Here is a 21,871-nt window from a genome sequence, read left to right on the forward strand (position 1 = left end):
ACAGTTCTATAGAAGTGTTTTTAGAATTTAGAGAGAAAAAATAAAATGATAATGAAATTTTTGGAAGGGTTTTCTTCCGGTATGGCAATAGATCTTGGTACGGCAAATACTATTGTCTATCAAAAAAATTGTGGAATTGTTCTAAGGGAACCTTCTGTTATTGCGTTAATAAAAAAAGACGGTGCTTTTGTGCCTTATGCTTATGGTCATGAAGCAAAAATGATGCTTGGGCGTACTCCTACGGATATTGAAGCAAAAAGACCTTTAAAAGATGGTGTTATTGCCGATTTTAAGGGTGCAGAGGAAATGATAAAGTATTTTATTAGAATGGTACATAATCGTCGCTCTTTTTTTGGGCCGACAATTGTTATTTGTGTGCCTTCCGGTTCTACGCCGGTTGAGCGTCGTGCTATCCAAGAAGCAGCAGAAAGTGCAGGGGGTAGGGATGTCTATTTAATTGAAGAACCTATGGCGGCAGCGATCGGAGCAGGGCTACCCGTAACGGAAGCAACCGGTTCGATGATTGTTGATATTGGAGGAGGCACTACCGAAGTTGCAGTTTTGTCACTAGGGGGCATAGTATATGCAAGGTCGGTAAGAGTCGGCGGTGATAAGATGGATGAAGCTATTATCTCATATATAAGAAGGCACTATAACCTATTGATAGGTGAGGCTACTGCCGAAAAGATAAAGCAAGAAATAGGTACGGCTTATGTAGATGAAAATGCTGAGCCGAGAAAGATGGAAATTAAAGGACGTGATTTAATTTACGGTATTCCTAAAGAAATGATATTGAACGAAAGACAAATTGCTGATAGTCTAATTGAACCGGTAAGTCAAATTGTTGAAGCGGTAAAAGTAGCCCTAGAAGCAACACCTCCTGAATTATCTTCAGATATAGTTGATAAGGGAATTGTTTTAACAGGCGGCGGCTCATTATTACGAAATCTTGATTGTGTTCTTAGTGAAGCCACTAAATTGCCAGTAATAGTTGCAGATGATGCCCTCTCTTGTGTTGCACTTGGAACAGGAAAAGTACTTGAAGATTTTACAAAGCTAAAACATGTACTATTTAAACAGGATTAAAAATGGCAATACTTGCAAATAGAGTAAAAAATTCTTCAAATTCATTAGAATTAATAAGAATAATATCAAATACTCTTAAGCGTTTTTTTGTTATATTTGGGCTTGGATTGTCTGTATATTTATTTTTTAATACACCTAAAAAAATATCTAGTATATCACTTGAAGTAACCGGTAGTATAGTATCAACCGGTTTAGCAGTGTATGAAGATATATTTGAATATATAAATTCAATAACACAAAAATTTGTTTATTTTCAAGATTTAGAACGAAAAAATATAGAACTTAAACTTGAGATAGCAAGATTACAACATTTACAAAGTGAAGTAGAATTGGTAAGAGCCGAAAACATTGCATTAAAAGATTTGTTAACGATTGCTGAGGAAGAAGAATTTGAATATATTACTACTAAATTACTGAGTGTTTCCTTTAATCCCTTTTCTAGAACTGCTTTGATTTCTGCAGGTAAAAAGCAAGGCATTGAACCTGATCAAATCGTTGTTAATTCAGGCAAATTAGTAGGAAAAGTAATAGAAGTGAGTAATAATTATGCTAAAGTAATGTTAATTAGCGATGTTAATTCTAGAATACCTATTAAAGCTAATTCTTCAAGAGAACAAGGTATTTTAGCAGGTAATAATAATAATAGTAAAATTTTATACTTGCCTAACAATCATTTAGTACAGAAAGATGAGGAGATAGTAACCTCTGGATACGGTAATATTTATCCTGCAGGTATTTTAGTGGGCTATGTGTCTAAAGTGACGGAACATGATGTTATGGTAAACGTAGCAGCTGATCTATCTAAAACGGAATTTGTACAAGTATTATTGCCTAAGGAGTAATATTTCTGTTTTTTTTGTACTCTATGTCATTACCGTGTAGGCATTGTTGCATGGACCGGTACAATCCCATGTGTGTCACCCCGTGGCTTGACCACGGGGGCCAAACAACAATAAAAAATACTAGTAACAAAGCTTTCCCGTGTAGGTGGAAATTCAGCAAAATAACTTCAATATTGCTACAGAAGTTATATATTTGATAAAATAACCATATAAAAACTTGTTTTTATATGGTTTTACTAGATTTTTGCCTACGCGGGAATGACATTGAGTAGGCTTTTCGATCCATGTAACAAGGCTGGTAATACTCGACACACTTTGTATATATCTATCCTTTATTTATTCAGAGGTTATTAATATGGCACTTGCTACTAAAGTAAAAGAATTTTTAGAAGAAAAATTAAAACAAGAAAAGATAGATCGTAAATATCTTGCCGAAGTCACTAATATCCCTTATACGACTATTAGCAGAATTATGAGAGCGGAAGCTAATCGTGAATTCAACCCTGAAATAGATACTATTTTAAAAATAGCAAAATATTTTAATTGTACTATGGATGAGGTAATAAAAAGAAAAGTACAGAATAATTCATAAAGCTTGATACAAGCGAATTTTGCATGACTCGCCTGTACTCACGTAGTTTACCTACTGCTTTCGCAGGCTCGCATTTAAATTCATCTTGTCTAAATCTTTCTGAAATATGCTGTACCTACGAAATAAAACATAAAATATGACAACAAAAAATAAAAGAGTTCTTCAGAAATTCGCTTATAGAGAGGAATTTAAAGGAGACATGGAACGTAGTACCGCAGCGACGTCTAAATTACCTCTAGAAGTAGAACTTTCGAGGAACTCTAAAGGACTGATTATAATTTTATCTTCCCCTTCAGGTACAGGTAAGTCGAGTTTAGCTAAAGCATTATTGAAAATAGATAATAATTTGCGTTTATCTATTTCTGCAACTACAAGAAAACCACGTTTAGGAGAAGTAGAGGGCATAAACTATTACTTTAAGACCGGTCTAGAGTTTGAAGAATTAGTTAAGCAGAATAAATTCCTTGAATATGCTAAAATATACGATAATTATTACGGTACGCCTAAAGAATATGTCGAAATGTTATTAAATCAAGGCTTGGATGTTTTGTTTGATATTGATTGGCAAGGAGCAAGGAGTATTAAGAAAAATGCTACTAATGTTGTTGCTATATTTGTATTGCCTCCTAATATTGAAGTATTGGAACAACGCTTAAGAAATAGAGCGACCGATAATGAAGAAGCAATAAAATTACGTATGCAGTCGGCACAAAACGAAATATCACATGCTAAAGAGTATGATTATGTAGTGACTAACGATGACTTTGACCGGACGCTTAAAAAAATACATGCGATTATAGTTGCAGAACGAGACAAAGCGTTTTGACTTTGTCGTTGTTTCTTTCTATACTGAGAATTAGAAGTTATGTTTCTAATTTTCATGGTACTAATTTCAATGCTTAGAAAACAATTCCTTTCATCAATAATAAAACATTTTAAAACTCATAAAGTTTGTGCCTTGTTAGGACCAAGGCAGTGCGGAAAAACTACACTTTCTAAACAATTCGTAGAAGCTTATAATATTCCTAAAATCAATATTTTTGATCTTGAAAATCCTTTAGATTTAGCAAGATTAAATGAACTGATGCTTGCTTTGTCTGATCTAAAAGGATTTGTTATTATTGATGAAATTCAGTATAAACCGAATCTATTCCCTATTTTAAGAGTTCTTGTTGATAAAACTGATATTAAATTTTTAGTACTAGGCAGTGCATCAAGAGACTTAATTAAACAAGGTTCTGAAACACTAGCAGGTAGAATAGGTTATATTGAAATGACACCGTTTACCTTATCTGAAGTGTCAGGTACTCAGCAATTATGGATACGCGGCGGATTTCCTTTATCATATCTTGCAGATGATGAAGAGTTAAGTGCTTTATGGCGTCAGAATTACATTAAAACATTTTTAGAAAGAGATATACCAAATTTAGGTTTTACAATTCCGTATATGCAGTTACGTAGGTTTTGGTTAATGCTTTGCCATTATCACGCTAATATATTGAATGCTTCAGAATTTGGAAATTCTTTATCTATCTCATATCATACCGCAAAGCATTATTTAGATATTTTAGAGGGAACTTTTATGATCCGTATTTTGCAGCCTTGGTATGAAAACCTTAAAAAAAGACAAGTTAAGACTCCAAAAATCTTTTTTAGAGATAGTGGAATATATCACGCTTTATTAGGCTTAAATAATTATGAAGCTTTAAGCACTCATCCTAAAATAGGTGCATCAGGGGAAGGATTTGCCTTAGAACAAATTATTAGATATTATAAAGCCGAACCCGAAGAATGTTATTTTTGGTCATCTCATAATGGAGCGGAAATAGATCTTTTAATTTTTAAAAATGGAAAACGTTTGGGGTTTGAAATTAAATATACAAATACACCGAGCATTACAAAATCAATGCAAATATCTTTAGAAGATTTAAAACTTGATCAAATTAATGTAATATTTCCAGGTGAGATTAGCTTTAAATTGTCAGAAAAAATACAGGCAATAGGTCTTTCGAGCTTAATTCAAAATGATACAAAAGCTGCAACTATATAGTTACAGCTTTTAGAATGTTATATTATTTCACATCCGTATTTAGAAGTTTTACCGGCAAGTTTGATATCTTTGGAAGCATTATCCACACAATTACCTAAATCTTGATTATATTGGTGGATTTGACTACTCGCTTGCACAGCTTCTTTAAATATTGCGTTATGTTGTTGCTGTTGCTCTTCAAATTGTACTTTTGCAGCTTCTAAAGCTGCTTTTCTTTGTTCAGGAGTTAAATTTTTAAATTTAGACATATAATTACTAATTTAGTTAAATTCCTCTCGTTTTATTATTTGTAACTTTAATATTAGGAGTACGAGCAGGAGATAAACTCCTAGTATTAGTATCTTTTACTTGTGTTTGTCCTCTGATTTTATTAGCTAAAGATTTAGTTTTATCCACGTTAATTTTATTTATTACTTTATTATGATGATCTATATCCTTTATAACGCCGTCTGTCTTAATTGCTTTATGCTGATTTTTTAGAACTACATATTTTTCATATGCATCTAAATATTTTTCTGGTTCTTTTTTATAACGCTCTTTAATATCACTTCCTAATTTCTTTATTTTATCTTTATTTATGTTGTGTTCTTTTTCATGTTTAATAATTTCTTGATCTAATATTTTTTTACTATTTTCAATCTTCTCTACATGTGCCTTATGTATTTTTAACATTTCTTGGTGAAATTCTAATTCTCCTTTTAATTCTTTAACTTTTTGGGGTGCTAAGCCTTTTTCTTGTAATTGTTGTGATAAATTCGTTATTGTTTTATTTAATTCATTTAATTCTGTATGTGCTTGTTTGTGTTCTTCAGTTATTTTTTTATGGTTTTTATGTAATACTTTATACGCTTGATTTAGTTTAAATATTTCTTCATGAGTTAATATTTCACGATTTAACTCTTCATGATCAATAATGTTTTCCTTTTCCAGTTTATTTATTATCTTATCTAAACGTTTATTACTTTCTTCAATTCTTTTAGTATCTTTAGTAATATTTTTTATAAATTCATTATGCAAATTATTAAGTGCAGCAATTCTTTGTGCGATTTCTTTTTCTTTTTCGGCAAATTTTATTGCTCTTTGTGATTTTAGAAATTCTTCTTCTTGAACCCTAGCTTTCTCAATAGATTGTTCTACTTCATAGTTCTTGAGCTTAGTTTCAGCATTCTCTTTTAGATTGGATATGTCAAAACTCAAGCCATATGAAGCTGCTTCGCTTTGTAAAATACTCAATTCTCCTAGAATTATTTCTATTTGAGAGCGAGAATAAGAATTGTTAAGATGCTCTTTTAAATTATCGAATTTATATTTTAATGTAGCTGTTATACCAGACATACATGCTCATCATCTTTAATATTAACGCTAAGAAACGTTAACAAAAGTTAATAATTAAGTCAAGAAAATTTTAATAAAAATTAATCTTGTATTTCTAGCCATTGATTTAATAACTCGTCTAGTTTCTTTTTATCATTAATTAATTGGCTAGTAATGCGGTTATATTTTTGAGGATTATCTAAATATAGATTAACGTCTTCAAGTTCTTTTTCTAAGTGTTTGATGGATATTTCTAGCTTTTCAATATAGTTGGGCAATGTTTCAAGCAAACGCTGATATTTATAAGATAGCTTTTTATTTAGAGGTTCTTTTTGAGAAGTTAGTGGTAGTGGTTTTGAAGCTTTTTTGGCTATAGGAGAGGTAGTAAAATACTGCTTATAATCTTCATAACCTCCTGTTAAATCATGAATTTTACCTTGAGCGAAAACTAAAATTCTAGTAACTAACCTATCTAAAAAGTCACGATCATGGCTCACGACTATTAAAGTACCTGAATAATCTGCAAGTATATCTAGTAAAATTTCCAGACTATCCATATCGAGGTCATTAGTCGGTTCATCTAAAATTAACAGATTGCCAGGGTTAATTAGAATTTTTGCAAGTAATAATCTATTAGCTTCACCGCCTGATAAAATAGCGGTTTTTGCATTAAGTAGTTTAGGATTAAACATGAATTGTTTTAAATAACCGGCAACATGCATGGTTTTACCGTTTGGCAAAAATACTTGATCACCGCCTGTAGGACATAAAGTTTGTTGTAATGTATGATTAGGCTCTAGTTTTTCTCTATGTTGATCAAAATATGAAATATCTAAATTACCGCCATATATAATTTTGCCGCTTTCAGGGGTAAGCTGTTTTGTTAGTAGTTTGATAAAGGTAGATTTGCCTGAGCCATTTGCACCGATTATACCAATTTTCTCGCCTTTTTTTACACGCAAGCTAAAATTATCGATAATTTTAGTATTTTTATAACTAAAAGTAATATTATCTGCTTCAATAATGAATTTACTTTTAGCTATATTTTCGGCAAGCTCTACCCTAACTCTTTGTGTTGCACTAGCTAGTTTTGCAGTCTGTTCTTGTGTTATTGCTCTTAAAGCTTTCAAATCCGCAAGTCTCTTTTGATTCCGTTTACGTCTAGCAGTAACACCAGCATTTAACCATTCATTTTCTTGAGATAATTTTTTATTTAATTTCCGAAGAGCGGCTTCTTCTTGGTCTATGATAATTGTTTGCCATTCATCAAAAAATTTAAATCCTTTATCGGATTTACGTAAAATTCCTCTATCAAGCCACCAAATTTTATTAGTAACATTTGAGAGGAATGTTCTATCATGACTAACGCAAATAATAGCACCGTTATAAGATTTAACAAATTCTTCTAACCATTCGATTGTTGCAATATCTAGATGGTTAGTCGGTTCATCAAGTAGTAATATTTCTGGCTCTAATATTAAAGCTTTAGCAAGGCTTGCTCTTCTCAGTTGACCGCCTGAATAGGTGGATAAATTATCTGTTCCGTTGATTTGTAATTTTTCTAGAATTATATCGATTTGGTATTTATCTATTTCTTTTGTACTATCTGTTTGTTGTAAGACAAAATCATAAACAGTTAGATGAGTTTTTATAGAAATATCTTGTCTTAAATAACCGGTTGTAACTAAAGGATCTTGAAATAATTCACCGTTATCTAACTCATAATCACCTGATATGACTTTCATTAAGCTTGATTTCCCGCAGCCGTTACGTCCTATAAGACAAATCTTATCGCCTGTGTACAAATAAAGCTCTAAATCAGATAAAATTACTTTATCCGCAAAACTTAAGTTACCGTCTTTAATGTAATAAATTGGGGTCATAGTTGATTATTGGCTAGTTTTTATGTCATTCCTGCGAAAGCAGGAATCTAGAAAAATAACCTTAATATTGGTACAAAATTACATATTTGATAGAATAAACATATAAAAATAAGTTTTTATATGTTTTACTGGATTCCTGCTTTCGCAGGAATGACATTAGTTAAAGGTTGGTAGACGAAGTTTAATTTGGAAAAGCGCAAGGAGTCCATAAGACGAGGAGCGGAACGTATACTTAATACGTGAGTACCACAGTGCTTATAGGACTTTGTGCCAATTTTTCAAATTAAACGAGTATACTCTTAATCACTAAACTAGCATTAGTACCACCGAATCCGAACGAGTTGGAAAGCACGTAATCTATCTTAGTTTTCTTAGCTTTAAGTGCAACTAAATCTATATTCACCTCATCCATAGGGGTATCTAAGTTTAAGGTTGGCGGTGCAATCTGGTCTCTAATTGCAAGAGTTGAAAAGATAAACTCAACACTTCCTGCCGCACCAAGCAAATGTCCTATTGATGATTTAGTAGAAGACATTAAAACTTTGGGATTCGCTTCTAAAAATAATTTTTGTACGGCTGTTAATTCTATTCCATCACCAAGTGTAGTAGAAGTACCGTGTGCATTAATATAATCAATCATATCGGGCGTGATAGTTGCATCTAGCATTGCGTCTCTCATCGCTCTATAAGCTCCTCTACCTTCAGGATGTGGAGCTGTCATATGATAGGTGTCACCTGTAGAGCCGTATCCTATAACTTCACCGTAAATTTTAGCCCCTCGATTTAAGGCATGCTCATATTCTTCTAAGACTACAACGCCTGCTCCTTCACCCATAACAAAGCCGCTGCGGTCTTTATCCCAAGGTCTTGAGGCTTTTTTAGGATTATCGTTATATTTAGTACATAATGCTCTAGCAGCAACGAAACCTGCAACTCCGACAGGTGTAACTGGAGCTTCCGCACCGCCTGCGATCATAACATCGGCATAGCCGTGCTTTATCATACGCATAGCATCGCCTATAGCATGTGCCCCTGTAGAGCAAGCTGTTACTGCCGCTTGGTTTGGACCGCTAAAACCGTATTTTATAGAAACAAGACCGGATAAAAGATTAATTAATGAAGCAGGGATAAAGAAAGGACTAACTTTGCCGTTATTTTCTTGATAAAGTTTGATAGAGGTATCTTCGATCATTTTAAGCCCGCCGATTCCTGAACCTAATATCAAGCCGGTTCTATCACGAGATTTTTCATCGTCGGGTAACCAGCCGCTATCTTCAACTGCTTCGGTTGCGGCTGCTACTCCGTAATGGATAAATTTATCCATTTTACTTAGTCTATTAATGTCATCTGCTTGTGTGAAATTTTCAAGTTTAAATCCATTTTTCTCAGAGTTATCTATAAGTCCGGCAATTTTACACGCAAGTTTAGAAGTGTCAAATTCTGTAATAGTTTTTATACCGCTTACTCCATCTACAATATTTTTCCAAGATGAGCTAACATTAAGCCCAACAGGAGTAACAAGTCCAAGCCCGGTAATAACTACTCTTTTATTTACTCTTTGATTCGACATTTTTAATTATATATTATGGATTTAATTTATACAGATTAAGATTGGCGTTCTTTGATATATTTTATAACATCGGATACGGTTTTAATTTTAGTGGCTTCATCATCAGGGATATCAATACCGTATTCAACTTCTATTGCCATCATTAACTCTACGGTATCAAGGCTATCGGCTTTCAAATCTTCTATAAATCTTGAATCCGTAGTTATTATCGATTTATCTTTATTTAGCTTTTCAGCAACCATTTCAATAACTTTCTGTTCGATCTTATCCGTTGTACTCATAATTTTGAACTCCATAAATCATTTAATTTTATATGCCGTATAATAGCGGTTATTCAGCTATTAGACTTTATTTTAACTGTATGAATATTTATTTAAAATATTCATCGCATTTTACCTTTAAAAGAACTTCTAGCACAAAAAATTATTTTATGCTAGCACAAAATAATCTTATTAATTTTTATACCATTAACATACCGCCGTTTACATGTATAGTTTGACCGGTAATATATGATGCCTGATCGCTTGCTAAAAATGCGACTGCGTTTGCCACGTCTTCCGGCATACCGTAAGTGCCTAGCGGAATTTTTTGTACTATAGCTTCTCTTTGTTTTTCATTTAGTTTATCGGTCATATCTGATTTAATAAATCCTGGAGCTACTGTGTTAACCGTAATTCCTCTGGTTGCAACTTCGTAAGAGAGTGATTTGGTCATACCTATTAAACCTGCTTTAGAAGCACAATAATTAGTCTGCCCGGGGTTACCTGAAATTCCTACTATTGAAGATATGTTAATAATACGTCCATACCTGTTTTGTATCATTTTTTTTATTGCTTCACGATTTAAAATAAAATTTGCTTTTAAATTAATATCAATAACTTTGTCAAAATCTTCATCTTTCATTCTAATTGCTAGCGTATCGCTAGTAATACCGGCATTACATACTAAAATATCTAATTTTGATGCTTTAGATATTAAATTGCTACATTCTTCCTTATCGGCAAGATTACATACTTCTATCGTATAATTATCTTTTACAACCTTTCCAAGGGATTTTAATTTTTCCTCATTACTGCCGCTAATAATTACATGGCTTCCGAGTTTGTGCAGTAACCTCGCTATAGCTCCGCCTATGCCTCCTGAAGCTCCCGTAATTAAGGAAGTTTTACCTGTTAAATCAATCATTTTCTTCCTCCGTTTGATCAAGATTTATATTAGTAATTTTTAACGATTTTTCACGTATTATTTTCTCAATTTCGTTGGAAATTTGTGGATGTTCTTTTAAATATTGTTTGACGTTTTCACGCCCTTGACCTATGCGTACGTTCTTGTAGGAAAACCAAGAGCCGGATTTCTCAACAATATCAAGCTTAACTCCAAGGTCGATTATCTCGCCTTCTTTTGAAATACCTGAACCGTACATTATATCAAAATCTGCAGTTTTAAATGGAGGAGATACTTTGTTTTTGACTACTTTTACTTTGGTTTGGCTGCCTATTACTTCTTCTTTATCTTTAATGGAGCCGATTCTTCTTATATCGATCCTAACAGAAGCATAGAATTTTAAGGCATTACCGCCTGTCGTAGTTTCAGGACTACCGAACATCACACCTATTTTCATTCTGATTTGATTGATGAAAACAGTAATACAATTGGTGCGATTAATTGATGCAGTAAGTTTACGCAAAGCCTGGCTCATTAACCTTGCTTGAGAAGCCATTTGAGCATCACCCATTTCGCCCTCAATCTCTGATTTCGGTACTAAAGCCGCAACACTATCTATTATTATCATATCAATACCGCTGGAGCGAATTAACGTATCGGCAATTTCTAGGGCTTGTTCACCTGTATCAGGCTGTGAAATAATAAGCTCATCAATATTTACGCCTAATTTTTTAGCATAAGCAGGGTCTAATGCATGCTCGGCATCAATAAAAGCACATGTACCACCCTTTTTTTGAGCTTCTGCAATTAAATGCAATGTTAGAGTGGTTTTACCTGAGCTTTCAGGACCAAAAATCTCGATGATTCTACCTTTGGGAACACCGCCGATTCCAAGAGCTATATCTAGACCAAGTGAGCCGGTCGATACGGCCTCTATATCAACATGCGGACGCTGCCCTAGTTTCATTACCGAACCTTTACCGTAGCTTTTTTCAATTTGTGCGAGTGCTGCGGCAATGGCTCTTTCCTTATCTGTATTTGACATAAATTTCCATATTATAAACTTACCAATTAAAATATAAGCTTGAGAAAGAAAAATCAAATTTTATTTATGTTATTGTGCTTGTAAGATTAAATCTTGACTTCCATACTAGGTGATGCTTAGATGTTAAATTTACTTGTGTTATGGTTAATTGATTTGGACTTGCTTACTATGTTACCAACTGAATTAACCTAGGACTATTAACAAAATAAATTTTAAAGCTAATTAAATTACTTGTTAACAGTCCCATAGTTCTCGAAAAATATAGATTTAGTAAAACCCTTATTAAATAACTTATCACATATGGTATCACAATTTCCGCAAACTGAATATATCGCTAAAGATAATTCATCATCTATATCTTATAAATTTAGATGGCATATTTTAATTATTTTAAGCATTTGCTTACTTTTGGTATCGATGGATGCTACAGTCTTGCATGCTGTTATGCCTACTATAATCCTTGATTTAAAACCATCTAATTTACAACAATTATGGATAATCAATGCATATGCATTAGTATTATCAGGTCTTCTCATTACCGCAGGTGCATTAGGAGATAGATTTGGTCGTAAAAGATTATTACTTTGGGGTTTTTAGTTTTTTCCATCGCTTCAATGTTAGTTTATGTATTTGATAGCTCATGGGGATTAGTACTATGTCGTGCTTTACTTGGGTTAGGAGGATCAGTGATGATGCCTTCCACTTTATAATACACATGAACGTATGATCGCAATATCCGTGTGGGGAATAATGGCAACCGTAGGAGCAGCTATAGGACCAGTACTAGGAGGAGTATTGGTTGAGCTTTTAAGTTGGCAATTTGCATTTTTTATAAATGCACCTATTGCATTAGTAATTATTGCTTTTGGTATAGTTTGGATTCCTGAATCATCTGATCCTAGTAATGAACCCATGGGATTGGATAGGAGTATTTCAATCGTTTTTTGGGATGACAGCTTTAGTTCAAGGCATTAAGATGTTGGCTAAATACGGTATTATGAATCTAGCATCCGGCGGAATGCTATTAATTGGCATTGTGTTACTAATAATATTTACCTTACACCAACTTAAAAGTGATGATCCGTTAGTAGATATGCGTTTATTCTTAATTAGCAATTTTAGTATAGGAGTAATAGTTTATTTGCTGATTACATATGTCTTAGGATCCATAATGTATCTTATGTCCTTATGGTTACAGTTTATCAAAGGGTTAAGTCCTTTGTATGCAGGTATTTATATGTTGCCTGCAGCAGTTTTTGCTTTAATTGCATCTTTAGTTATGCCATATTTACTCACACGATTTATCGCACGTGTAATAATGTTTAGTGGGCTTTTACTACTATATCATTGATTTTACCTAGTATATTAGACTATAGAGATTTATTATCGAATACTATATTATATATCTTGGATTGCTTGGTATAGGCAGTAGTCTATGCCTCTCTACACCGTAACAGTTATGATGAATGCAGTACCGGTAGAGAGATCCGGAGGTGCAGCAGCATTACAAGAAACAGCATATGAATTAGGTAATGTATTAGGTATAGCTGTTATTGTGAGTATTACGTCTTTTATATATAGTAACAATCTAGTAATTCCTCACGGTGTTTCTGTATCAATGGCAGAAATAGCTCATGACTCAATCGGTGAAGGAATAATTATTGCTCAACAACTACTACCTTCATGTGCTCACGAATTAATTAAGGAGGTTAATATTACTTTTATAAATGCATTTAATATAGTAGGTATTATTCTAGGAATAATCATGCTAATATTGGCGGGTGTGATTATGTATGTTCTTCTTCCTTTTAAAGCATCTACCTCTCTACATTAATATGATGAAACTGGTATAGAAACCTTACCGTCTTTTGCTATTTTTGTACTATTTACCATAATGGTTAATAATGATCTTAGTGCTTATTTTTATAGTAGGTAGTTAATAAAATGAGATGATGATATTTTCAAGGCTATAAATTACTAAATATTTTTTCTAATTCTGCTAAGCGTTGTTCTATTCTTTCGATATCGCTTTTTGTTATAGGTCTTTCTAGTAAATCTGCTATCTTGGCTCTTAGATTTTTTTATTTTCATTTAAAATAAATTCTATGATGAGTCTTGAGATAGTTTTAGTATTGTGGTCAGATATATTTGTTCCCGATTGATTAAACTTAAACTGCTCAGGTTTCAACCACTGAAGAGAAATAAACTCTTGGTGGTTGGGAGAGTAAGAAAACCATCAACGATAGCCATAATAGCCTTTAGGTTCTAAGCTTAAGCTTTAAACCTTGGACATAACTATTATAACCCCGACCGTGAAGTCGAGGATTGCATCAGTTTTGTAAGAAAGGTTCTCACTTTTGGCAGAGGTTTCGACACCCCGAAATAGCACTTTGCTACTCTAAGCATCATTTTATATATAACTTTCAAAAAGTCAATTATGGTTTGTTATGGTACTAACAACGTTCTATACTTCTATACCTAAGGAGTTATATGGTGATGATACATCAGCTAATAACGGTATTTCGCAATTTTGATAGTCAATATCTGTGTAACTATGGTTAAATATCTCAAATATTTCTATAATGCTTTCTTTATATTCTTCAGACTTGGGATTTGCTGTTCGTATAATTGTTATTAAGCGTGCAAAGTTGTTGATAGTCTGAAAACTATCATCACCGCCAAGACTCTTACATATTTCATGCAATATTCCGCTTGAAGAATCTAAGTTTATTGCTATAGCGGATGGGGAATTTAATTTTACAATTTCATTATTTAAATTAGTTAGTGGTAGTATTGAGAATTCATATCCCTTAATAGATTTTGCTAGTTTTATAATATCATGTAAATTATTTATTTTTATAACTTCATCGAATATAACTGCATTCTTCTTAAAATTTTCATATAGTAGTTCTACAAATTTTAATTCTTTATTCTGCATTACTAAATCTAAATTTTCATTTTTTATATTTCTTCCCTTATACCAATCCCATCCATATTTAATGCAATACCCTAAGATCGTACCTACAGCTAATGTTCCTAATGCTACTCCAGCTATATAAACACCGCTATATCCACCGTCATTTGTATCATCGTTAGGTCTTTCTGTAGTAGGGTCAGTGTAAGCTTTACCGAGTTGATCTAAAATATCTTTACCTATTTCTGTAGGAGAGACATTATCTAAAGAGAGACCTAAGTGATTTAGAGTATTTTTAAGAGTATTTATAAACGATTCACGAGGGATTAAAGTTTCTTTATAAGCGTTATAGTTTTGTAAAGCACTCATAGCTTCTTCTTTAGTGCATTCATTTAAACCTAAGAAATCAGCTCCGCTAGTTTCGGTAATATTGCCTTGAGAGAATATATAATCATTCGTTACTTTATAAAGTTGACTAAGAATACTAACCGTACCGTTTTGATGAGGTGTTACGGCTTGTTGTAAAAGTATATGAGGATTATTTTCAGCATCGATAAAAATATTATTTATTGGAATATTTAAACCATTGTTGCACTCTTGGTGTAGTATTGAAAAATCATTTGGGGACTCATTGAAAGATTGTTCAATGTTTTTCCAATTACACTGTGTATTATCCACTATATAACCTTTTTTAAAAGCTCCTTCAACAGTACTATATACTGATGAAAATATAGTATTGCTTAATTTATGAATGATGTGGCTTACATTACCCGGTAAACGGCTTACTATTTCATTGCTAAATATAGGCATAACGCATTTAAAATTTATATTTAATATAGATACCATAATGTTACTTCTTTAATTAATAAAACGTGGTTTCTAAAGTATGTTAATGTTTTTGTCAAGATAAAGTTAAAATAAATTAATATATGGAAAGATTTGAGAAAGATGATTGTTATGCTGTAATGTTTCGTTTTTTCGTCATTGTGAGGAGAGATAAAGCCTCGACGTGGCAATCATTTTGTACTAGACTTCTTGCATAACCTATCTTATAAAAGGAATTTACAGGAAACGGATGCGAGTACCGGATTGACGTACAAATTATCTTTAGAAGGAGTTTATGCAAGAAATCTACTGTTTCATGAGGTTGCCACGCTCCTTACAGTCGCTCGCAATGATGATTTGGTGTCCATGCAATGATACCTTGCGGGGATGACATAGAACGAGCTATACAATATTACTTACCTATGCAGAAATTTTTAAAGATCTCGCCTAGTATTTCTTCTACGTTGATAACACCCGTAATTGCACCGATGCAGCGTGCTGTCATTCTAATATCTTCAGTTGCTAGAACTAAATCATTATCTAAGCTAAAAGCCGTTAAATGTGAGAGAGCTTGTTGTAAATAGTTACGGTGACGCTGATTTGTTATATAAGGAGTTTCGGTAAATCCTGCCATGTTTTCGGCAATATTTTCAATATTTTTTAATATACTTGAAAGAGCAATATTATTTTTTACTGAAACTCTTAAGCATTTATATTTATTTTCAATAGAAAAGATTTTACTAGCTTCGATTAAATCGATTTTATTAATTATTGTGATAGTATTTTCATCAATTAAATTAATAATATCTTCATTTATAGAGGAGTCTAATTTTTCGGCATCAAACATTATAATTTTAATATCTGCTGTTTTAGCTGAATTTATAGCTCGTTTTATACCTTCCTGCTCGATAATGTCACTACTTTCTTCTCTTATACCTGCTGTATCCTGTAAAATAATAGGATAGCCGCCAATGTCTAAATGTCCCTCAATTATATCTCTAGTAGTTCCTGCAATATTTGAGACAATCGCTATATCTCTCTGCATTAAGAAGTTTAGTAAGCTAGACTTACCAACGTTTGGCGGACCGATAATTGCAAGCTTAAGACCACTTCGTAGTAATTCTCCTTTTCTGTTATCATTAAGATATTCCGATATTGTATTTACAAGAATTGTATGAGTATTAGTAACTTCATTAAGGACGGTATCAGGTATATCTTCATCCGGGAAATCTATATAAGCTTCAAGCAGAGAGATAATTTTTAAAAGCTGACTACGCCAATTATTATATAATGCTTCAAGTTTGCCGCTTGCTTGTCTAATTGCTTGCTTATGCTGCATTATAGTTTCGGCATTAATTAAATCGGCTATCCCCTCTGCTGCTGTTAAATCAAATTTGTTATTTAAAAAAGCTCTTTTGGTAAACTCTCCTGCTTCTGCCAAACGAATACCAGCTATATTTAATAATGCATTTGTCAGCATTATAGATATAGCTTTACTGCCATGCGTGTGAATTTCAACTACGTCTTCCCCGGTAAAGCTACCAGGTGACTTAAAATAAACAACCATAACATTATCGATTAGCTCCTTAGTTTCAGGGACTGTAATTTGTTGATAATACATTAATCTCGATTTAAAGTCCTTTCTACCGGTAAGTAGCTGTAAAACTTCTAAACTTTTAGGACCAGAAATCCTAAAAACTGCTACGCCTGCTTTACCGAATGCAGAGCTTTGTGCAAATATCGTTTCCACTTATTTTCTATGCCTCTTGCTTAAGTTATTTTATATAATATAATAACAACAGAAATAATCATATTATTATTACTTAAGAAAATCATGACCCCAAAAACAACCTCTTTAAACTTTAGCCGTTTAAATTGTCAAATCCCGAATTATAAAACTAAAATTCTAGAACTTAGCAAGGAACGTGAGTCAAGTGCCATATATATAGATTTTGTTCAAAAGTTTTTAAATTATATTCCGATAGATTATGATTTTGAGAATAGAGCAAAATTATTCCAAAATTTTGCAGATGAAGCCTTTAAGTTTTTTAAGCACAGGATAGCAAGAGCAAGAAAAATAGCAATAACAAAGGCAGTTATCGAAAATGATCCGGTAATAAATGTCTTGATATTACTTGATAATAAGCCGCATATTGTTGATTTTATCATATGTCTGCTTAAAAACATGAATTTGCAAACTAAGTTTTTACTCCATCCGGTAATAAACTGTGTCCGAAATAGTAAAGGAGAATTAGAAAAAATATTAGAAAATTCTGTGTCGGATGAAAAATCAGAATCAATACTACATTTAACCATTTTAGGAAATTTTGACGATAAAACTACTACATTTTTAACCGAGGCTATAAATGAAAGATTAGAAAAGTTAGAGCAAAGCTATAGACATTTACCGCAATTACTCACAAAATTACAAGATTTATCTAAAAATATAATTGATAATTATAAATTAAATTTTAAAGAGGCTAAAGAATTCTTAAATTGGTTACAAAACGATAATTTGGTTTTATTAGGGACTCTTGATTTTGAAGTAAAATCTTTAAAATTAAGCAATGAAATAGGAGCAGCAAAAATATGGCAAGAAGTAAAAGACGAGATTGATGATATTATAAAATGTTCTGCTAATCCTTTATATCAAAATCAATTAATAATACTCGGTAAAATAAATAGTGCGTCGCTTATCCATTCAGATAATTTAATCGACTATATCTTAGTGAAAAAATTTGACTCTTCGGGTGAATATATTTCGGGAAGTATAATTTTCGGTATATATAATTCAAATATGTATTACCATTCAATAAGTAATATTCCAATCCTACGACAAAAATTTAATTTTGTAATTGAGAAAGCCGGTTTTGCATTATCTGGTTATAATGCCGATAAGTTAAGAATTTTAATGGAGTCGTTACCGAGAGAAGCTTTAATACAAATTGATCAAGGCGATTTATATTGTATGTGTTTACATATGCTCTCAAGTATGATGAGTAAGAAGCTTAAATTATTTATTCAATATGATTGGTCTAGTTCTTTTCTTAATATCATAATTTTTCTGCCACGAGAACGTTTAACGGCTGAAATGCATAATATGATAGATTGTTATTTAGCAGAAAAATTCGGTAGTAAAATTTTATCCAACTATATCACCGAAGTAGCCGGTAATTTTTCTTATCTTTTTGTAACGCTTGAAGCACAAGGGGAACATAAAATAAATTTTGAAGCAGAAATAATACAGCAAGATTTAGATCGTATCTCTACACGTTGGAGTGAAGATTTTTATTTTAAGTTTTCTAAAAAATTCGGCGAATATCAAGCAGGTATTAATTTAAAGCTTTTTGATAATGTTTTTTCGGCAGATTATCGGCAAAAATTTTCTCCGGAAATAGCTTTAGTAGATATTGAATATCTAACGGAAGCAAGTAAGTCACAAAAATGTATGTTTAATCTAGTTTCTGTAAATGAAACGGAATTTTACTTAAAAATATATAGTCCAAAAGTAAAACTTGCACTTTCTAACATATTGCCGCCAATAGAAAATTTAGGTTTTAAAGCAATTGATGAACAAACTTTTGCAATTAAGGAGGCTCGCGAAATCAAAGAAAGCTGGATATATAATTTTATCTTAACTTCTATTGTATCTGTAAAGGATAATATTACCGAATTAAAAATAAATGTTGAAGAAGCTTTAGACAAAATGGCACTTGGGATGCTTGCTAATGATTCTTTAAGTAAATTAATAGTGCTTGCCGGTTTTAATTGGAAGCAAGTTAAACTCGTCAAAGCTTTAACAAGATATTTACATCAAACGGGATTTAGTTACGGTAAAGGCTATGTACAGTTAACGTTACTTAAACATCCCGAATATACAAAAATGTTGGTAAATCTATTTGATATAAAATTTAATCCTAAACATTCGGATAATAATTGTGATGTAATTAAAGATAAACTAAATAATTACTTAGTAACCGTTGAGATGAGTAGTGAAGATAAAGTACTACGTAATATGCTTGGTATAGTTAATGCTATTACTAGAACAAATTACTATCAACCACATAAACATATTTTTTCATTTAAGTTTGATTCTTCAAAAGTACCGGATTTACCTAAACCTGTTCCGTTTGCCGAAGCATTTGTTTATTCTAGAAATTTTGAAGCTGTTCATTTAAGAGGTGGTCCCGTATCACGCGGAGGTCTTAGATGGTCGGATAGAGCAGAAGATTATAGGCTTGAGGTCCTTGGGCTTATGAAAGCACAAATGACTAAGAATTCCGTTATTGTCCCTGTCGGTTCTAAAGGCGGCTTTTATGTTCATTTTACTGAGGAAGGGCTTACTCGTGATGAATATATGGAAAAAGTGGTAGAATGCTATAAGAATTTCCTTAGAGGTTTATTAGACATAACTGATAATATCATTGACGGTAAAGTAGTACATCCAAAAGACGTTATTATTTATGATAAAGAAGATCCTTATTTAGTGGTTGCTGCCGATAAAGGTACAGCCTCATTTTCGGATTATGCTAATAGTGTGGCAAGAGAATATAATTACTGGCTTGATGATGCTTTTGCTTCCGGTGGTTCTGCAGGTTACGATCATAAAAAAATGGCTATTACTTCCAAAGGAGCTTGGATTTCCGTAACTAATCACTTTAAAACTTTAGGGTTAGATGTCCAAAAAGACCCTATTACCGTCGTAGGTATAGGAGATATGTCGGGAGATGTGTTCGGTAACGGTATGCTCAGATCAGAGGCTATTAAGTTAGTTGCTGCCTTTAATCATAAACATATATTTATTGATCCTACTCCTGATCCTTTATCAAGTTTTAATGAGCGTTTGCGTTTATTTAATTTAAAGGGTTCTAATTGGTCTGATTATGATTCTAAACTTATTTCTAAAGGAGGCAAAGTATTTGAACGCAGTAGTAAATTAATAAAATTATCGCCGGAAATTAAAAAATTACTTGATATAAATGATAATGAATTATCACCGGAAGAATTAATTAAAGCTATTTTAAAAGCAGATGTTGATTTATTGTGGAATGGCGGAATAGGTACTTATATCAAAGCTAAAACGGAAAATAATTTAGAAATCGGTGATAAAGCAAATGATAATCTTAGATGTGACGGTGAAGAAATTAGAGCAAAAGTTATAGCAGAAGGCGGTAATGTTGGGGTATCACAGAGAGGTAGAGTTGAATATGCTAAAAAAGGCGGGCGCATAAATGCTGACTTTATTGATAATTCAGCAGGTGTTGATTGCTCCGATCATGAGGTAAATATCAAGATTGCTTTAAGTAGTGCGATAACCTCAGGCAAAATTACTTTAGAAGAACGTAATAAACTTCTAAACGATATGACAAAGCAAGTTGAAGAGTTAGTATTACTTGATAATTATAAGCAAACCGAAGCAATAACAATTATGCAACTATCTCCTACTTTAACTGTTAATATACTTAGTCAATTTATAGATATTTTAGAAGAAGAAAAAGTATTAGAGCGGGAAAATGAATTCTTGCCTAGTGCAGAAGAATTGAATAGCAGAGCTATTAGCGGTGAAGTATTAACTCGTCCTGAGCTTTGCATATTGCTATCATATAGTAAGAGATCTGCTTATCATGAGTTAATTAATTCTACTTTTTCCCATGATAAATATTTTGATGCATATCTTATAGATTATTTTCCTGAAATGATGCAAAAAAAGTTTCGTAATGAAATTTTATCTCATCCACTTAAACATGAGATTATTAAAACCGTTACTATAAATAAAATAATGAATCAGCTTGGAGGGCCGCTTATTAGTATTGTAAAGCGTGAGATTGGGGCTCCTCTTTGTGATATAATAAGGTCATATACCATTATTTGTGAAATTTTTGATCTTGATGATATATGGGAAACGATAAGTAAGCTACCTACTAATATTGATTACAATGTAAAAATCGACATGTTTACCGAAATAACGAAATTAATGCGTCGAGGTATTTCGTGGTTTATTAAAAATTTAAAACATCCTATTAATATTAGTGAAACTATAGAAGAGTTTAGAGTTCCTGCACAAAACTTAAGAAAAACGGTAGATACTTTATTAGTCGGAGAAACTAAAATAAGATTTGAAGAAAAATTAAATTATTATACCACTAGCGGGGTAGAGGAATCATTGGCTGCTACTATCGCTACATTTGACAATTTAATTTCAGTATTTGACATTATATATGTAACAAAACAGACTTCAGGGAATAATAAAGAGATAGCAAAAGCTTATTTTGTTATAAGTGATATGTTTAGTCTTGATTGGTTACGTAAAGCTTGTGATAGGCAATTGAACGATTCATTTTGGCGTCGCTTAGGTATTCAATCGCTAAAAGATGATTTATATGACAAACAACGTAGATTATTAATAAAAATAATTAATAAATCTAAAACAACTATTGATTTAGATTTATGGATTGATAATAATAACAACTTAGTTAGAAATTTGCTTGATTTTATTAAAGAAATTAAAGCTCAAGAAACTATAGACTTAAATATAATTATTTTAGCAAACAAGAAATTTGAAATATTCTTACAAAAACTTGAGTAA

At 32.2% G+C, this 21,871-nt stretch carries 17 protein-coding genes and 2 pseudogenes; 9 read left to right on the forward strand and 10 right to left on the reverse strand.

Going from position 1 to position 21,871, the window contains the following annotated elements; genetic code table 11:
- The first annotated feature begins 45 nt into the window (after positions 1-45).
- The 3 genes from C4Q30_RS06195 (at position 46) to C4Q30_RS06205 (ending at position 2,520) form a co-directional block, all read left to right on the forward strand.
- Positions 46-1,086 (forward strand): rod shape-determining protein, encoded by a 1,041-nt coding sequence (locus tag C4Q30_RS06195; RefSeq protein WP_103897514.1) that lies wholly within the window; start codon positions 46-48, stop codon positions 1,084-1,086.
- A 2-nt stretch (positions 1,087-1,088) separates the two neighbouring features.
- Positions 1,089-1,928 carry a rod shape-determining protein MreC gene (gene mreC / locus C4Q30_RS06200; protein ID WP_014121088.1) on the forward strand — a complete coding sequence of 280 codons (840 nt, stop codon included), beginning with the start codon at positions 1,089-1,091 and terminating at the stop codon, positions 1,926-1,928.
- Between the two features lie 355 nt (positions 1,929-2,283).
- Positions 2,284-2,520 carry a helix-turn-helix domain-containing protein gene (locus C4Q30_RS06205; RefSeq protein WP_014014782.1) on the forward strand — a complete coding sequence of 79 codons (237 nt, stop codon included), beginning with the start codon at positions 2,284-2,286 and terminating at the stop codon, positions 2,518-2,520.
- Here C4Q30_RS06205 and C4Q30_RS06210 read toward each other — a convergent pair.
- A pseudogene (locus C4Q30_RS06210) lies at positions 2,504-2,626 on the reverse strand (palindromic element RPE3 domain-containing protein); the annotation flags it as partial. The gene C4Q30_RS06205 and the pseudogene C4Q30_RS06210 overlap by 17 nt on opposite strands.
- A 30-nt stretch (positions 2,627-2,656) precedes the next feature.
- Between C4Q30_RS06210 and gmk the strand changes: the two are divergent.
- Both gmk and C4Q30_RS06220 read left to right on the forward strand, forming a co-directional pair.
- Complete coding sequence (gene gmk, locus C4Q30_RS06215) at positions 2,657-3,346, forward strand: guanylate kinase (RefSeq protein ID WP_103897515.1); 690 nt, start codon at positions 2,657-2,659, stop codon at positions 3,344-3,346.
- Between the two features lie 69 nt (positions 3,347-3,415).
- Positions 3,416-4,570, forward strand: coding sequence for an ATP-binding protein (locus tag C4Q30_RS06220; protein ID WP_103897753.1), 1,155 nt, complete (start codon positions 3,416-3,418; stop codon positions 4,568-4,570).
- Between the two features lie 17 nt (positions 4,571-4,587).
- Here C4Q30_RS06220 and C4Q30_RS06225 read toward each other — a convergent pair whose 3' ends face one another.
- The 7 genes from C4Q30_RS06225 to recA form a co-directional block, all read right to left on the reverse strand.
- The gene (locus tag C4Q30_RS06225) at positions 4,588-4,818 is read right to left on the reverse strand and encodes a hypothetical protein (RefSeq protein WP_103897516.1); all 231 of its coding nucleotides are present in this window, start codon (positions 4,816-4,818) and stop codon (positions 4,588-4,590) included.
- A 16-nt stretch (positions 4,819-4,834) separates the two neighbouring features.
- On the reverse strand, positions 4,835-5,905 hold the full coding sequence (roaM, locus tag C4Q30_RS06230) for an actin-based motility regulator RoaM (protein WP_103897517.1): 1,071 nt from the start codon (positions 5,903-5,905) through the stop codon (positions 4,835-4,837).
- Positions 5,906-5,985: 80 nt separating this feature from the next.
- Complete coding sequence (locus C4Q30_RS06235; RefSeq protein WP_103897518.1) at positions 5,986-7,767, reverse strand: ABC-F family ATP-binding cassette domain-containing protein; 1,782 nt, start codon at positions 7,765-7,767, stop codon at positions 5,986-5,988.
- A 283-nt stretch (positions 7,768-8,050) separates the two neighbouring features.
- Positions 8,051-9,337 (reverse strand): beta-ketoacyl-ACP synthase II, encoded by a 1,287-nt coding sequence (gene fabF, locus C4Q30_RS06240; protein ID WP_103897519.1) that lies wholly within the window; start codon positions 9,335-9,337, stop codon positions 8,051-8,053.
- A 35-nt stretch (positions 9,338-9,372) separates the two neighbouring features.
- Positions 9,373-9,633 (reverse strand): acyl carrier protein, encoded by a 261-nt coding sequence (gene acpP, locus C4Q30_RS06245; RefSeq protein ID WP_008579292.1) that lies wholly within the window; start codon positions 9,631-9,633, stop codon positions 9,373-9,375.
- Between the two features lie 163 nt (positions 9,634-9,796).
- The gene (gene fabG, locus C4Q30_RS06255) at positions 9,797-10,522 is read right to left on the reverse strand and encodes a 3-oxoacyl-ACP reductase FabG (RefSeq protein WP_014014776.1); all 726 of its coding nucleotides are present in this window, start codon (positions 10,520-10,522) and stop codon (positions 9,797-9,799) included.
- Positions 10,515-11,546 (reverse strand): recombinase RecA, encoded by a 1,032-nt coding sequence (recA, locus tag C4Q30_RS06260; RefSeq protein WP_024704365.1) that lies wholly within the window; start codon positions 11,544-11,546, stop codon positions 10,515-10,517. The genes fabG and recA overlap by 8 nt, the downstream gene beginning before the upstream one ends.
- Positions 11,547-11,990: 444 nt before the next feature.
- On the opposite strand from recA, the pseudogene C4Q30_RS09890 reads away from it, so the two are divergent.
- The 3 genes and pseudogenes from C4Q30_RS09890 (at position 11,991) to C4Q30_RS09900 (ending at position 13,380) form a co-directional block, all read left to right on the forward strand.
- Positions 11,991-12,521, forward strand: a pseudogene (locus tag C4Q30_RS09890) (MFS transporter).
- Positions 12,451-12,897 carry a hypothetical protein gene (locus tag C4Q30_RS09895; protein ID WP_245207516.1) on the forward strand — a complete coding sequence of 149 codons (447 nt, stop codon included), beginning with the start codon at positions 12,451-12,453 and terminating at the stop codon, positions 12,895-12,897. Before C4Q30_RS09890 ends, C4Q30_RS09895 begins: the two are co-directional and overlap by 71 nt.
- An 84-nt stretch (positions 12,898-12,981) precedes the next feature.
- Positions 12,982-13,380, forward strand: coding sequence for an MFS transporter (locus C4Q30_RS09900; RefSeq protein ID WP_245207517.1), 399 nt, complete (start codon positions 12,982-12,984; stop codon positions 13,378-13,380).
- A gap of 630 nt (positions 13,381-14,010) precedes the next feature.
- Here the strand turns inward: C4Q30_RS09900 and C4Q30_RS06285 are convergent.
- The gene (locus C4Q30_RS06285; protein ID WP_103897520.1) at positions 14,011-15,306 is read right to left on the reverse strand and encodes a DUF5460 family protein; all 1,296 of its coding nucleotides are present in this window, start codon (positions 15,304-15,306) and stop codon (positions 14,011-14,013) included.
- 391 nt (positions 15,307-15,697) lie between these two features.
- Positions 15,698-17,035, reverse strand: a complete 1,338-nt coding sequence (gene mnmE / locus C4Q30_RS06290; RefSeq protein WP_014014769.1) for a tRNA uridine-5-carboxymethylaminomethyl(34) synthesis GTPase MnmE — start codon at positions 17,033-17,035, stop codon at positions 15,698-15,700.
- Positions 17,036-17,119: 84 nt separating this feature from the next.
- On the opposite strand from mnmE, the gene C4Q30_RS06295 reads away from it, so the two are divergent.
- Positions 17,120-21,871: an NAD-glutamate dehydrogenase gene (locus C4Q30_RS06295; RefSeq protein WP_103897521.1), complete on the forward strand. Its 4,752-nt coding sequence runs from the start codon at positions 17,120-17,122 to the stop codon at positions 21,869-21,871.

Origin of the sequence: Rickettsia fournieri, assembly GCF_900243065.1 — a bacterium.
Taxonomy (GTDB): domain Bacteria; phylum Pseudomonadota; class Alphaproteobacteria; order Rickettsiales; family Rickettsiaceae; genus Rickettsia; species Rickettsia rickettsii.